Consider the following 14,233-nt stretch of genomic DNA (forward strand, 5'->3'; position numbering starts at 1 on the left):
CTCTTAGGGACATGCGATATGGATTCCTCGGCCCCGAGACGACCTTCACCCATCAGGCGCTTTTGCAGGCGCTCATGGGTCCACTGCCCGTGCGACCCGATGACGGAGAGCAGACCCTCGTGCCCTACCGCAGTGTTGCCGAAGCGATCGGCGACCTCGTCGCGGGCGAGGTCGACGCGATGATGGCCCCCATCGAGAACTCCGTTGAGGGCGGGGTTTCAGGCACCCTCGACGTGCTCGCCGCGACCGGCGGAATCACGATCGTCGCCGAGCAGATCGTTCCCATCACGTTTGTGCTCGCGACCCGTGTGCCGTCGAGCTTCGAGAATCTTGAAGCCGTGTACTCCCACCCGCACGCCCAAGCGCAGTGCCAGGGGTTCGTGCGCGACAACATTCCCGGCGCATCGCCGCAGCCCGCGCTCTCCACAGCAGCTGCGGCCCGCGAGATCGCGGAGCTTGACGACGCAGATCCGCGTGCCCGTACCGCCGCCGCGATCTGCTCGCCGCTCGCCGCCGAACATTTTGGACTGCACGTCGTCGCCGAGGGCATCGAGGACACGAAGGGCGCCGAAACCCGCTTTGTGCTCGTGGAACGCGACGGTCTCATCCCGGCGCGCACGGGCGCCGATAAAACGACGATCGTTGCCCACCTCGCCCACGATCGGTCCGGATCGCTACTCGAGATGCTCGAGGTTCTCAGCTCGAACGGCGTGAACCTCTCGCGCATCGAATCGCGCCCCATCGGTGACGCGCTCGGCCGCTACTCCTTCTCCCTCGACCTCGAGGGGCACCTCGAGGATCGTCGCGTGGCCTCCGCGCTGCGAGGCCTCCATCGCATCTGTTCGCGCCTCGTGTTCCTCGGCTCGTACGGTAGGGCCGACGGTTCCGTGCCCTACGTTGTGGACCACAATGCTGATACCGCTTACGAAGAGGCACGCGGTTTCGTCGCGGGCCTCGAGGCGCTCATCGCGCGAGAGTAACGCGGATCAGCGGGCCGAACGGATCACGAGAGCGCCTGCATCCACACGCGTCACGAGATGCGTGGCATCGCCGAGATAGTCGCCATCGACTTGAACGGGGAGAGCTTTCGAGGTGCTCACGACAGCCTCGCGGGCCTGGAACGTACGGTGATTCGAGATTTTTGCGAGGGTTTTCGGTGCGCCGGGAAGCACGAGCTGGCCGAGGATCTGGGAAAAGCCCGCCGCGCCCTTCCAATCAAGCGCAAGAATCTCAAGGGAACCATTCGAGCGATCCGCGCCCGGCATGAGCGTGATCCCGCCGGGAAGGCGCCCCACGTTGCCGATCATGACGGTTCGGGCCTCGAGAGACTTCGCGGCGCGGCCATCGAGCTCGAGTTCGACGCTTTGCCCGCGGCCCACGATCTTCTTTGCTCCCGCTACTACGTAAGCGAGCCAGCCCACGGTCTTTTTGAGGCGTGAATCGGTATTTTCCATGATGACCGCATCGAAGCCGAAACCCGCGATCACGAGGAACGGTTCTTCCTTCGCTTTGTTCGCACCCTCGAGGCTCTCACCGTGCTGGAGGTAGCCGAGGTCCGCCGTGAGGGCCTCACCCGTGAGGGCAACCCTGACCGCGCCGCGCAGATTATCGATCGGAATGTCGAGGTTGCGCGCAAAAAGGTTACCGGTGCCCATCGGGATGATGCCGAGCGCCACGCCAGTATGGGCGAGCCCCGCGGCGACGAGGCGCACCGTGCCATCGCCACCGGCCGCGAGGACAACCGAGCAGCCGTCAGACACCGCCTGCTGAGCCTGACCAAAGCCCGCATCCTCCACGGTTGTTTCGTAGAACGACACCTGCGCATCCGGGTCCACACTGAAGACGTGGCTCACGACCCGGCCGCGAAATTCGGCGACATCCTTGAGCTTTGACGGGTTGACGACGACCCCAACGTGTAGTTTTTCCACCGCTCCAGCATACGGGGGCGGCGTGGCACTGTACCCTGGAAAACATGATCGATCTGCGATTGCTCCGTGAGAACCCCGAACGCGTGCGAGAGGCCCAGAAAGCGCGCCGCCGCGACCCCAAAACTGTTGACGCCGTGCTCGAAGCCGACCAAGCCTGGCGTGAGGCCACGCAGTCGTTTGAGTCGCTGCGTGCTGAACAGAAATCCTTCGGTAAGAAAGTCGCCCAGGCCAAAGGTGAGGAAAAGCAGAAGCTCGTTGCCGAGGCGAAGGAGCTGAGCCAGAAGGTTAAGGACCTCGAACAGCGCGCAGGCGAAGCTGAGGAGGCGCGCGAGAAGGCGCTGCGTGTGATCCCCAACATCGCGGAAGGCGCCCCCGAAGGACTCGAAGAGGACTTCGAGGTCCGCGAGACCCACGGCGAGATCCCGAGCTTCGACTTCGAGGTGCGCGATCACCTCGACATCGCCGAGAAGCTCAAGGCGATCGACATGCAGCGTGGCGCGAAGGTTTCCGGATCGCGCTTTTACTTCCTGACCGGCGTGGGGGCGCAACTCGAGCTCGCGATCCTCAACGCCGCCCTCGACAAGGCGACGCGCGCGGGCTTCACGCCCGTCATCACGCCCACCCTCGTCCTACCTGAAACGATGGATGGCACCGGCTTCCTCGGTGAACACGCCGATGAGGTCTACCACCTCGACAAGGACGACGACCTCTACCTCGTCGGCACGAGCGAGGTCGCGCTCGCGGGCTATCACCGCGACGAAGTTCTCGACCTCGACAATGGGCCCCTGCGCTACGCCGGGTGGAGTGCGTGCTACCGCCGCGAAGCGGGAAGCTATGGCAAGGACACGCGCGGCATCATCCGCGTGCACCAGTTCCACAAGGTCGAGATGTTCTCGTACTGCAAGCTCGAGGACTCCTACGAGGAGCACGAGAGGCTCCTCGACATGGAGCGCGAGATGATGGACCTCATCGACGTGCCCTACCGCGTGATCGACACCGCCGCGGGCGACCTCGGCACATCCGCCGCCCGCAAGTTTGACTGCGAAGCATGGGTACCGAGCCAGAACACGTACCGCGAGCTCACCTCAACCTCGAACTGCACGCAGTTCCAGGCGCGCCGCCTCAATATTCGTGAGCGCGTCGATGGTGCGCTTCGCCCGGTGGCGACCCTCAACGGCACGCTCGGCACGACCCGCTTCATCGTCGCCCTTCTCGAGAACCACCAGCAGGCCGATGGCAGCGTCGTCGTTCCCGAAGGGCTGCGCCCCTACCTCGGCGGCCGCGAAGTCTTCGAGGTTCAATGAGCCCGGCGCGCAGCACCAGAGGATTCGACGAGGAACACTTGCGTTCCCTGCTCGAACCGCTTTCAGGGCATCGGGCCCTCGTTGGCCTCGACGTGGATGGCACGCTCGTGGACCACGCGGGTGTCATGGATCCGCGCGTGCGAAGCGCGCTTCATGCGGTTCGCGAGGCCGGCCACCACGTGGTGATTGCGACCGGGCGTTCGCTCAACACGACTCTCCCGATCGTGCGCTTGGCGGGCGTATCAGACGGTTGGTCGGTGAGCGCGAACGGGGCGGTCACTACGCGGATCACGGGGGCCTCCGACGCCGCCTACGAGATCGTTGAGACGGTGACGTTTGACCCCGAGCCTGCGCTACGCGCCATGTACCAAGCCGTGCCCACGGCCCGCTTCGCGATTGAACGGGTGAGCGGTGGTTTCATCGGGACCGAGAGCTTCGATGATCTTGACTTCGGTATTCAGGCGGCCCCGGCGAGCATTGAGGAGCTTTTCGAGGCGAAGGATGTTGTGCGTGTCGTGGTGACTGCGCCCGATATTCCCCTCGATGAATTTGCGCGCATCGTTGAGCGCGCGGGTGTGAGTGGTTGCGAGTATGCAGTGGGCTGGTCGAGCTGGCTCGACATGTCGGCCCCCGGGACGACGAAGGCGAGTGCGCTCGAGTCTCTGCGGAAGCGCCTTGGAGTGGATCCCGAGCACACCGTGACCGTTGGTGATGGTTCGAACGATGTCGAAATGCTCGATTGGGCAGCCGTGGGCGTGGCCATGGGGCAGGCGAGCGATCGTGTGAAGTCGTATGCCGATGCGGAAACGCTCGATATTGATGAGCACGGCGCGGAACTCGTGCTGCAATGCCTCCTTACCGGCGGTCCCGACTCCCGCTTCCTCCCTTGAGGGTGGGGAAAACGTCGAAAGGGCGTTGATGCGGGGGATGCCCGGCCTGTGTTCCTCCCCCTGATCGAGAGAGGGTAGGATGTACGGGCGCCTCGCTTCCGGGGCGCAGGGAGAGTTGACAGAGCGGCCGAATGTGGCGGTCTTGAAAACCGCTGTGCAGTAACCCTGCACCAAGGGTTCAAATCCCTTACTCTCCGCAAGAAGGCGCACGCCTCATCGTGCGTTCCACCCCGTTTCCGGCGTGCTTAATGCGCGTTCGGTGCGGGGTTTTGCTTTTCTCACCGTGGCCGTACGTACGATCAAGAGACTCAGTTCTGACATGAAGGAGAACCCCATGAACGTCAAACTTGCGCCGGGCGATAAGGCCCCAGACTTCGACCTCCCGCTCGCTGGTGGTGGTCGAATCACGCTCGCTGACCTTGCTGGCGAGCGCGCCCTTTTATGGTTCTACCCAGCAGCGGGAACTTCTCTGTGCACCCGTCAGGCACGCGACCTTCGCGATCATGCCGAAGAACTGACCGCGAATGGTGCGCGTATTCTCGGCATTTCTCCCGACCCGATTGAAAAGGTTGAGGAGTTCGTGGAAAAAGAAAATCTTCCTTTTGCGATGGCGGCAGACGAGGATCATGCCGTCATGGAGGCGTACGGCGCGTGGGGCGAAAAGAATATGTACGGCGTGAAAAAGATGGGCGTGATCCGCTCGAGCTTCGTGATCGATGCGCACGGCGTTCTCACCGCCGTGAAGTACCGCGTGGGCACGCCCAAGCATGTGGAATTCGTGCGCAAGGCCTTGAGCCTCGATACGCAAGAGTGACGGCGATCTCGAAAACCTGAGAGTGGCCGTCAGGGAGGGGTGTTAGGTTCGTCCGCGTTCCTTCTTGGACCGAAAGGACACGACGAAGGACGAGACTTGAGGGTTCCCAGCCCTTACCGATACGAAAGGTAAACGATGTCCGCTTTCATGCGCAAGACCCGTTCAATGTCCACCATCGCCGCCGCGGGCGTACTCGCTTTCGGCCTTGCCGGCTGTGGTGCCTCCAACGAAGCAAAGAAGGATGATTCTGCCTCGAAGGAGAGCACGACCGCTTCAGAAACCAAGGACGACTCGACGTCGAGCGAGAGCTCAGCCTCGGCCTCGGATGAGAGCTCGGATTCCGGTAGCGGCGAGGTCACGGGCGACGACTTGGGCTCGAGCGTGCACGGCACGCCCGTAGAGCTTGACGAGACCCCCTTCACGGACGAAGACAAGCAGAAGGGCGCACAGGTTGTGGCCGACTTCTTCACCAGCTCGCTCGATAAGAGGTTTGAGGATGCGTGCCCCAATATGGTGGTGAGGAACGGCGACGGTTACGAGCGTGCGGACACCGAAGAGATCCGCAAGCAGTGTGCTGCTCAGAACGAGAAAATTCTCTCCTCGCAGGGCATCTCTGAGGAACAGGCTGAGCAAATGAAGCAGATGTTGACGCCCGAAAACATTGAGATCGAGCCGAATGGCGACGGTACCGCCAAGGCGACGTTCCAGGGCCAGGATCTTGGCCTCTCGCTCGTCAAGGTGAAGGGTGAGGGCCCGCTCCTCGATTTGCGGAACTGGTGATGATCGCCTCCAAGGCTCGAATCGCTGGTCCGAGCTGAGGTGAGAGAAGAGTAAAGCCTGGGTGGCTCGGTAGTTCGTTCTACCGAGCCACCTTCGCCTTTTAACGGCGGCAGTTCGAGAGGTGCGGGTGGTCGTCGTCTTCGAGGAAAAGTTGCGCAGGCTGACAATATGGTGCGTTGTTCGAGGAATGTGCCAGGAACGCCCATTACGTTAGTTTTACGACACCACCCGGCGCGCCCCACGCCTCATTCATCTGAGAGGTTCCCATGACCACGACATTCCGTAGGACCCGATCGCTCTTTGCTGTCGCTGCCGCAGGACTCCTTGTTTTTGGAGCAGCCGGCTGTGGCGCCATCAACGAAACGAAGAAAGCTTCCGCTTCCGAATCGCCGTCCACAGGCGCGGCTTCGCCGACGCCCACGCCCTCGGCAAGTGAACTCCCTGACCCGACCGAAAGCCCGACAACCCAGGGGGGCACAGACCCGAACCCTGCATCGCCGAGTGACGGCGGCAGTGACGCCCCTGCGCCGGGCCCCGGTGGCTTGGGTAGCGGCGCCTTCCCCGCCGGTAGCGAGGTCGCGGAGCTTGACCCCACGCCTCTCACCGAACAGGAGAAGGAGCAGGGCAAGCAATTGATGTCCGACCTTCTCGTAAAGATCACGGTGAGCGGAGACTTCACGGTGTTTTGTGACACCGTGGTTTTCAAAAGCCCTGACGGAAAACGTTACCGCATGGACAGCTCGCCTGAAACGCGCGAGCAATGCGCCCAGCTCTACACGGGCCAGTTCCCCGGTGCTGGCGGCGCTGGTGGGGAAGGAGGCGCGGGCATTCCCGAGGAACAAGTGAAATCGGAGTTCGATCCCGCCAAATTTGAACTGAAGGATAACGGCGACGGCACCTACGCCCTCACCATGAGCGGCCAACCCCTCGGCTTCAATGTCCTCAAGATCAAGGACGGCGGCGTTCGACTCGAACCCTCCCAAATGGATCTCACTGGCCAGCCGTAAACCCGAACTAGGTCCTAGGAGAATCGAGATGACAGCGACAAAATACCTTGCCCGAGCTCTCACGGTGACCCTTGCAGCAGGTGCGCTCGTCACGAGTGCCGCATCGTGCGGCGCGCTGAACGAGAGCGGAAAGGATAAGGAAGCGACTTCGTCCTCGTCCTCGTCGGCCGCAACGCCAAGCACGCCTGCCGAAAGCCTTTCAGCGACACCAGCCAGCCCCTCGGTGTCCAACGGAGGTGAGAGCCCGGGTGGGAATGACCTCGGAGCCGCTACTCCCGGTGCTCAGCAGCCGCCTGCGGCTACGGGCGGGAACCAAACGCCGGCGGCACCCGGAGGGAACCAATCCCAACCGAGCCCCGGGGGTACCGGAGGTATCGACTCGTTCGAGGACATCCCCGAGAGTGCTAAGGCGAAATTGGATCCCACACCACTCACGCAGGAAGAGCTCAAGCGCGGACAACAATTGCCACAAGAATTCCTGTCAAAGGTCGTTTCGGGTGACAGTACAGGGGCCTGTGAACTCATGGTTATGGTGGCGGAAAACGGTGAGATTGTGCGCTTCGACGCCCCTGAGGTGAAAGATCTGTGCGCCGCGGATCTTCAACGCAGTGAGGCGGTCTCGTCTATGAGAAGCATGTCTCCTGAGCAGTTGAAGGAGGCGACCGACCCGAAGAAGTTCACGCTCCAGGACAACGGTGACGGTACCGCTACATACATGAGGGACGGCCAGATCAGCGGCACGAAACTCGTGCGGCTCGACGACGGCAACCTGCGTGTGATGACCGAAATCTCCTAACGCACGACTTCTATTTTTACCGTCGCCCCGGTGGCGCCGTACCACTCACCAAGCTTCTCGCCGAGCGTAGACAGCCAACAAGGCGATATACATCCCCTCATGAAAGGTTGACGATGTCTGCTCTTCCTCGCAAGATCCGTTCACTGTGCACGATTGCCGCCGCTGGCGCGCTAGTTTTTGGTCTTGCAGGCTGTGGCGATGCCAAGGAGCCGGGAGCGAGTGATCCAACCTCGGAAGCAACAACGTCTCCGGCCGAAACCACCGCAGAGACGACGCCCACGCATAATGATGCCGCCTCCGACGGGGGTGGCGCAGGTCCCACCACACTCGAGCGGAGCGACTCAACAACCGAGCCTGACGAGGACGAGTCGCCTGGGGGCGGTGAGGGACATCCGGACGATGAACAGCCAACGGGGGATGAAGTTGGACCTCTCGAGAACCTTCCCGCGAGCGCGAAGGTCACGGTTGATCCCACCCCCCTCACCGAGGATGAGCTAAAACGCGGTCGCGACCTTCCCACCGAGCTCGTGCATCGAGTCCTCGACGGCAAGTATGAAGAGGCTTGCGAGTTGCTCGTTGCGGAGGAAGGAGGCGAAATGGTGCGTCTTGATGCTCCAGAACTACAGAAGGCCTGCATACTGCCTTTCAAGGAAACCGTCGAGGGGCCTCAGGGTGACAGGGAAGGTGCGGAGGAGGCGCTTGAGGAAACCAGCCCAGAGCGTATGACTCTCCGCGACGGGGGCGACGGGACGGCCGAGTTCCTTTTGGATGGAAGTCCCACAGGTATGACGCTTGTGAGGCTCGACGACGGCAGCCTGCGCTTGGCTGCCAGGGGCCTGCTGTAACTCGCGTCGACTTTGCGCAATTCACGTGACCGGCCAATTGGCGGTGATGTTGAAGATCCGAAGTCCTCAAACCCCCCCACACCGCCACGGAGGCATATTCATGAATCTCATCCGCACACGACGCCCCCTTGCCGTTCTTTTCGCGGCGACTCTCACGGCAGCCAGTCTCGCCGGGTGCGGGGCCCTCACTTCCTCCAAAGATGGGGGCAACCCGTCGAATTCCGCAACCGCGTCAAGCGCGCAACCGTCGGACTCCGCGAGCCCCGCACCCACAACCGCGCCGGCGCCCGGTCCAACAACTTCGGCACCCGCGCCCGCGAACCCCGGCACGAGCGGTGGCCCGGCACCCCAGCCGGGGACTCCCACCACCGCTCCGCCTGCCCCGGAGCCGACCACAGCCCCTCCGAATCCCGCGCCCGCACCGGCGCCTGCCCCGGGACCACAGGATCCGAACGCGAGTGGGACACAAATACTCAAGCCCAGCCTCACTCCCTTCACTGAAGAGGAGAAACAGCAGGCAGTGAAGATCACCATCACGTATGCGCAAGCGCGCCTGGATTCGAACTGGACCGTCGCGTGTGAACTCGCAGCTGCCGAGTCCAACGGCGGCTATTTCGTGCTCGAAAACCAGGTCGAGAAAAACGCGTGCGTGAGAGCTGCGAGTCAGAATATTGCCCCCGTGGAGCCGAACAAGGCACAAGCAATGCGTGAGGCGCTCAACGGCGCCGCTTTCACGGTCGAGGAACGTGGCGACGGTACAGCCGCCGTCAAGAGCGAAGAACTCGGCATGGGCTTCAACGTCGTCAAGCTTGAAGGCAAGGGTATTTACATCAAACCTTGAGGATGACGCCCGCGCAATGTGGGACGCGCCGCGAATGATTTGAGCCGCTCGAGGAAGTTCGGTAGGCTGACTCAGCGCCATGCGCGCAAGGAGACGTGGCAGAGTGGCCGAATGCGCTCCCCTGCTAAGGGAGTAGGCGGTGTAGAGCCGCCTCGGAGGTTCAAATCCTCTCGTCTCCGCACTAGGCATCTCCCCCACTCGCCTTCGGCGGTGGGGGAGATGTTTTTCAATTCGGTCGTGTCAGTCGACTCAGAAAACGCCGTTAGGGTGGAGGCGTTGGCCGAAAGCTGCGGTCGCACTTGCCCAGCGCTGAGTACCCGGAGACCACCATGATGCCGCTCGTACGCACGATACGCCCCCTTTCAGTTCTTGCCACCGCCGGAGTTCTCACGCTTGGCGGCACCGGATGCGGAGCCGTAAGCGATGCTGACTCTCGAGCGTCGAACACCCCACATGCCCCGGTAACCGCAGCGGAGTCGAATTCGGCTGAGGCTGGTGCAGCGCAGTCGAGCCCGACCGAGTCCGCACCGGAGGATTTGGCTTCACAGGTACCTGCTCCCGGGAATGAAGGGGAAGGTTCCGACGCCACCTCCGCCCCCGCCGAGCCTCAGGACCCCGCAGCAGTCAGTACGGCGACCAACGTCGATGCCACACCCCTCAGCGAAGACGATCAACGTCACGCTAGTGAACTCGCCGCCCAAGCCATGGCCGATATGCTCAACGGCGACTATGAAAAGGCGTGCGACGCCTTCGTCTTCATCGATTTCGACTCCAAAAAGTACGGAACACCCTCGGAAATTGGCGCACTCGATATGTGCCTGCAAACGCTCGAAGCTTCCAAGGGGATTTTTGAGAGTGGCGATGGGGAATACGACGCAGCTTTGAAAGATCCTGCGAATCTCTCGGTCGAGAATGAACAGCCCGGTTTCGGACTCGTGAAATTCATGAACGGTAACATCGGGTGGCTCGCCGTCAAACTTTCCGACGGCCGCGTGAAACTTGCCGTGCAGAGGTAGATCGCGAGCGAGTGTCATGGAAAAGTGATTCCTCAGCAGGCGAGAGACGTATGGGAGTAGACTGGCCCCGGCTCATTCGGCGCTGATGGGGGACCGCGGGCGCCGCGCCGGTGTTTTCGGTTCGCCACGGGTGCCACCCGCTTCCAAACGAGAGGTTTCAGGTGCGCGAACAGCACGACGATAGCCTTCACAACGTGCCCACATTGACAGCGGAATTCCCGGTCGTGGGTGATGACCCGCTCATTGACGCGCCGCTTCGCGCGACTGTGCGTAGGCTTTCCACACTCCTCGGTGAAACGCTCGCCGATCAGCACGGCCAAGAACTCCTCGACTTGGTTGAGGAGGTGCGCCAACTTGCGAAGCAATCGAAGCAGTCGAAATCGGCCGAGGACACGATGCGCGTGCAGCGCCGCCTCGCGGAACTGCCCATCGAACAGGCGACGGAACTCACCCGCGCATTCACGCAGTACTTCTTGCTCGCGAATGCCGCCGAGCAAACCTATCGCGTGCGAGAACTGCAGGGGCAGAACGAAAACGATTCGTGGATCCCTCGCACGGTGCGGTCGATTGCAGAAGAAGCCGGGGCCGAGGAGCTTCAGCGCACGGTCGATGAACTCGATGTGCGCCTTGTCTTCACGGCCCACCCCACCGAAGCATCGCGCCGCGCGGTTCTCACGAAGCTGCGTCGCGTGTCCACCCTCCTCGAAACCGACACCGACGAAGGCACGCGTGCGCGTAAAAAGCAGGATCGCGACCTTGCAGAGACAATCGAGGCGCTCTGGCAGACTGACGAGCTGCGTCGCACCCAGCCAACGCCCCAAGATGAGGCGCGCAACGCCATCTTCTACTTGCGTTCTCTCTACCTCCACACTCTCCCCGAGGTCCTCGACGCTCTTCGCCACGAACTGCGCGACTACGGCGCGGATCTTCCCGTGAGGAAGGTGCCGCTGCGTTTCGGCTCCTGGATTGGCGGCGACCGCGACGGCAACCCGTACGTGACCGCCGATGTCACGCGCGAAGTCCTCAAACTTCAGGCCGATGCCGCGATCGATATCGCCCAAGCATTTCTCGATTCGCTCACGCTTGAGCTGTCGATGAGCTCAACCCTCATCGGCGAAGACCAGGAGTTCAACGAGAGTCTCAAGAAGGATCAAGAGGCCCTCGCGTTTGTCCCTGAGAAACAGTTCGAGCTCTTCGCCCACGAGCCGTACCGGCTCAAGCTGTTCTCGATGCGAGCGAAGCTCGCGGCAACGCGCAAGCGCATCCACAATGGCGAGGCGCACGAGCCCGGCGTCGACTATCTCACGGGTGCGGAGCTCCAGGACGACTTCGAAGAGCTGCGCGCATCACTTCGTACTCACCGCGGTGACCTCATGGCCGACGGTTCGGTAGCCCTCGCGCAGTCCGTTCTCGCTGGCAGCGGTCTCAACCTCGCCATCATGGACGTGCGTGAGCACGCCGAAAAACATCATGACCTGCTCGCGGAGATGTTCGACCGCGTGGGCGAACTCGACAAGGCCTACGAGGAGCTCACGCGCGAAGAGCGCACGAAGGTGCTCTCCTCCGAGCTTGCGTCGAAGCGACCACTCGCCAGCGCGCAGCTTCTCGGGGAGGAATCACCGCTCGATCCCTCGGTGCAGAACACGTTCAACGTGTTCCGCGAAATCCGCACGGCACAGCGTACGTACGGCCCCGATGTCATCCAGACCTATATCGTTTCGATGACCCGCGGCGCCGACGACATCCTTGCCGTGGCACTGCTCGCGCGCGAAGCCGGACTCGTGAACCTTGCGGGCGACGAACCCCGCGCGGACATCGGCTTTAGCCCTCTCCTCGAAACTGTCGAAGAGCTTCGCCACGCCGGCGAGATCCTCGACGAACTCCTCAGTGACCCGAGCTACCGCGAGATCGTGCGCCTTCGCGGCGATCGCCACGAGATTATGCTCGGCTATTCCGATTCGAACAAGGAATCGGGCGTCATCACGAGCCAATGGGAGATCCATCAGGCGCAGCGTCGCCTTCGCGATGTTGCCGCCAAACACAACGTGACCCTGCGCCTGTTCCACGGTCGCGGGGGAAGCGTCGGGCGCGGCGGCGGCCCCACGTACGATGCGATCCTGGCCCAGCCCTACGGTGTTCTCGAGGGTGAAATCAAGTTCACCGAACAGGGCGAGGTCATCTCCGATAAATACATGCTGCCCGTGCTCGCGCGCGAAAACCTCGACCTTTCGCTCGCGGCGGTCATGCAGGGCTCGGCCCTGCACCGAAAGCCCCGCACGAGCCCTGAAGATCTGGAGCGCTTCGGCACGGTGATGGAAAGTCTTTCCGACGCCTCCTTCGCGCGCTATCGCACCCTCATTGACGATCCCGACCTGCCCGAGTACTTCGTGGCGTCCACGCCTGTGGAGCAGCTTGGTGACTTGAAGATCGGCTCGCGCCCCTCTAAGCGAACGACGAGCGAAAAAGGCCTCGACGGTTTGCGCGCGATTCCGTGGGTATTCGGTTGGACGCAGTCCCGCCAGATCGTCCCCGGCTGGTTCGGTGCGGGCTCAGGCCTCAAGGCTGCGCGCGAGGCCGGCTACGAGGACGACCTCAAGGAGATGTACGAGAACTGGCATTTCTTCCGCACGGTCATTTCGAACGTGGAGATGACGCTTGCGAAAACCGACATGGGTATCGCTTCGCACTATGTGCACTCTCTTGTGCCCACGCGCCTGTGGCATCTGTTCGAGACGATCCGCGAGGAGTACGAGCTCGCGGTTGCCGAAATCGAGCGCCTTACGGGTGTGCTGAACCTTCTCGACAACTCGCCCGTGCTCAAGAGGACCCTCGAGGTGCGTGACCGCTACCTCGATCCGATTAGCTACATGCAGGTCGCGATGCTGCAGCGTGTGCGCGATTCGCACGAACGAGGCATCGAGATCACGGATGCGGAAAAGCGCGCTCTGCTGACGACCATCAACGGGGTTGCCGCTGGTATGAAGAACACCGGCTGATTCCCCGCAGCACGGTCAACGTGAAGGCCCAGCCCCTCGATGTGAGGGAGCCGGGCCTTTGACTGTTGGCGAGGAAGGTGCGCCGTTACTTGGCGGCGACAGCGGCTGCGCGCTCGGCCTTGATGGCATCCTTGCGGTAGGCCACCCAGAAGTAGCAGCCCACGCACAGGGCGCCACCGATGATGTTGCCGAGGGTCACGGGGAGGAGGTTGCCGAGGATGATCTTGTCCCAGCTGATCATGTCGAAGTCCGCGGCAGTGACACCAGCGTTCGTGACGGCTTCACCAGCCCAGAAGGCATCCGCGCCGAAGGTCTTGATGAGCCAGCCCATGGGAAGCATGAACATGTTCGCGACCGAGTGCTCGAAGCCGGTGGACACGAAGATCACGAGCGGTACGACGATGGCGAGGCCCTTATCGAGGAACGAGCGACCCGCGAAGGTCAACCACACGGCCATGCACACGAGGAAGTTACAGAGAATACCGAGCACGAAAGCATTGCCCCAGTCGAGCGAGAGCTTGCCCTTCGTGACGTTGAGGATGATGAGGCCCCACGCGCTCTTGTTGGTGGCTGGGGTGTTTGCGAGGAACACGAGGATCGCGATCGTCACCGAACCGATGAAGTTTGCGACGTAGGAAAGGCCCCAGTGGCGGAACAGTTGGCCGGCCGTGATGCGCTTCGACAGGAACGGCATGATGTTGAGGGTCGTGCCCGTGAAGAGATCCGAACCGGAGTTGATGACCATGATGAGGCCGGTCGCGAAGAGCGCGCCACCGATCATCTTTGTGATGCCGAGCGGCCATTCGCCGGGAGCACCCTGCTGGGTGGTCACGAACATGATGAAGCCGAAGGCGATGTAGGCACCGCCGGTGAGGCCGAGCCAGAAAATCTTCCACGCCGGCATCGTGGCCTTGGCGTACATGCCATCTTCGACAGCCTTCGCCATGGCCGGCGCAGGCGGGATATTAATCTTATTTGCGAGGTCGTCCATGGGACGTCTCCTTTAGGCGTAAGGG

13 protein-coding genes and 2 tRNA genes are annotated in these 14,233 nt (G+C 62.2%); 13 read left to right on the forward strand and 2 right to left on the reverse strand.

Going from position 1 to position 14,233, the window contains the following annotated elements; all coding sequences use genetic code 11:
• Window positions 1-11 precede the first annotated feature (11 nt).
• The gene (pheA, locus tag D8M36_RS03985) at window positions 12-980 is read left to right on the forward strand and encodes a prephenate dehydratase (protein ID WP_126846925.1); all 969 of its coding nucleotides are present in this window, start codon (window positions 12-14) and stop codon (window positions 978-980) included.
• 6 nt (window positions 981-986) lie between these two features.
• Here pheA and D8M36_RS03990 read toward each other — a convergent pair whose 3' ends face one another.
• Window positions 987-1,928 carry a diacylglycerol/lipid kinase family protein gene (locus D8M36_RS03990; protein ID WP_161970200.1) on the reverse strand — a complete coding sequence of 314 codons (942 nt, stop codon included), beginning with the start codon at window positions 1,926-1,928 and terminating at the stop codon, window positions 987-989.
• Window positions 1,929-1,972: 44 nt separating this feature from the next.
• On the opposite strand from D8M36_RS03990, the gene serS reads away from it, so the two are divergent.
• From serS to ppc, 12 genes are all read left to right on the forward strand, one after another.
• A complete protein-coding gene (serS, locus tag D8M36_RS03995; RefSeq protein WP_126846929.1) occupies window positions 1,973-3,232 on the forward strand; it encodes a serine--tRNA ligase in 1,260 nt (419 codons plus the stop codon).
• Window positions 3,229-4,122, forward strand: a complete 894-nt coding sequence (locus tag D8M36_RS04000; protein ID WP_065248490.1) for an HAD family hydrolase — start codon at window positions 3,229-3,231, stop codon at window positions 4,120-4,122. The genes serS and D8M36_RS04000 overlap by 4 nt, the downstream gene beginning before the upstream one ends.
• Window positions 4,123-4,231: 109 nt before the next feature.
• Window positions 4,232-4,319, forward strand: a tRNA-Ser gene (locus D8M36_RS04005).
• Window positions 4,320-4,456: 137 nt separating this feature from the next.
• Complete coding sequence (locus D8M36_RS04010; protein WP_126846930.1) at window positions 4,457-4,936, forward strand: peroxiredoxin; 480 nt, start codon at window positions 4,457-4,459, stop codon at window positions 4,934-4,936.
• A gap of 135 nt (window positions 4,937-5,071) precedes the next feature.
• A complete protein-coding gene (locus tag D8M36_RS04015) occupies window positions 5,072-5,716 on the forward strand; it encodes a hypothetical protein (RefSeq protein ID WP_126846932.1) in 645 nt (214 codons plus the stop codon).
• Between the two features lie 266 nt (window positions 5,717-5,982).
• A complete protein-coding gene (locus tag D8M36_RS04020; protein WP_126846934.1) occupies window positions 5,983-6,723 on the forward strand; it encodes a hypothetical protein in 741 nt (246 codons plus the stop codon).
• Window positions 6,724-6,751: 28 nt separating this feature from the next.
• Window positions 6,752-7,519, forward strand: coding sequence for a hypothetical protein (locus D8M36_RS04025; RefSeq protein WP_126846936.1), 768 nt, complete (start codon window positions 6,752-6,754; stop codon window positions 7,517-7,519).
• 113 nt (window positions 7,520-7,632) lie between these two features.
• Window positions 7,633-8,364: a hypothetical protein gene (locus tag D8M36_RS04030; RefSeq protein ID WP_126846938.1), complete on the forward strand. Its 732-nt coding sequence runs from the start codon at window positions 7,633-7,635 to the stop codon at window positions 8,362-8,364.
• 100 nt (window positions 8,365-8,464) lie between these two features.
• Complete coding sequence (locus tag D8M36_RS04035; protein WP_126846940.1) at window positions 8,465-9,205, forward strand: hypothetical protein; 741 nt, start codon at window positions 8,465-8,467, stop codon at window positions 9,203-9,205.
• 89 nt (window positions 9,206-9,294) lie between these two features.
• Window positions 9,295-9,384 (forward strand) — tRNA-Ser (locus tag D8M36_RS04040).
• Between the two features lie 120 nt (window positions 9,385-9,504).
• A complete protein-coding gene (locus tag D8M36_RS04045) occupies window positions 9,505-10,221 on the forward strand; it encodes a hypothetical protein (RefSeq protein ID WP_126846942.1) in 717 nt (238 codons plus the stop codon).
• 194 nt (window positions 10,222-10,415) lie between these two features.
• Entirely contained in the window at window positions 10,416-13,217 is a 2,802-nt protein-coding gene (gene ppc / locus D8M36_RS04050) for a phosphoenolpyruvate carboxylase (protein ID WP_164497570.1), read from the forward strand.
• A gap of 85 nt (window positions 13,218-13,302) precedes the next feature.
• Here ppc and D8M36_RS04055 read toward each other — a convergent pair whose 3' ends face one another.
• Complete coding sequence (locus D8M36_RS04055; RefSeq protein ID WP_126846946.1) at window positions 13,303-14,208, reverse strand: formate/nitrite transporter family protein; 906 nt, start codon at window positions 14,206-14,208, stop codon at window positions 13,303-13,305.
• Between the last annotated feature and the right edge of the window lie 25 nt (window positions 14,209-14,233).

Source organism: Dermabacter sp. HSID17554 (assembly GCF_003989295.1).
Classification (GTDB): Bacteria; Actinomycetota; Actinomycetes; order Actinomycetales; family Dermabacteraceae; genus Dermabacter; species Dermabacter vaginalis.

Coding starts and splice junctions, on each gene's coding strand:
- pheA (WP_126846925.1), top strand. CDS start 12: ATGCGATATGGATTCCTCGGCCCCGAGACGACCTTCACCCATCAGGCG.
- serS (WP_126846929.1), top strand. CDS start 1,973: ATGATCGATCTGCGATTGCTCCGTGAGAACCCCGAACGCGTGCGAGAG.
- D8M36_RS04000 (WP_065248490.1), top strand. CDS start 3,229: ATGAGCCCGGCGCGCAGCACCAGAGGATTCGACGAGGAACACTTGCGT.
- D8M36_RS04010 (WP_126846930.1), top strand. CDS start 4,457: ATGAACGTCAAACTTGCGCCGGGCGATAAGGCCCCAGACTTCGACCTC.
- D8M36_RS04015 (WP_126846932.1), top strand. CDS start 5,072: ATGTCCGCTTTCATGCGCAAGACCCGTTCAATGTCCACCATCGCCGCC.
- D8M36_RS04020 (WP_126846934.1), top strand. CDS start 5,983: ATGACCACGACATTCCGTAGGACCCGATCGCTCTTTGCTGTCGCTGCC.
- D8M36_RS04025 (WP_126846936.1), top strand. CDS start 6,752: ATGACAGCGACAAAATACCTTGCCCGAGCTCTCACGGTGACCCTTGCA.
- D8M36_RS04030 (WP_126846938.1), top strand. CDS start 7,633: ATGTCTGCTCTTCCTCGCAAGATCCGTTCACTGTGCACGATTGCCGCC.
- D8M36_RS04035 (WP_126846940.1), top strand. CDS start 8,465: ATGAATCTCATCCGCACACGACGCCCCCTTGCCGTTCTTTTCGCGGCG.
- D8M36_RS04055 (WP_126846946.1), bottom strand. CDS start 14,208: ATGGACGACCTCGCAAATAAGATTAATATCCCGCCTGCGCCGGCCATG.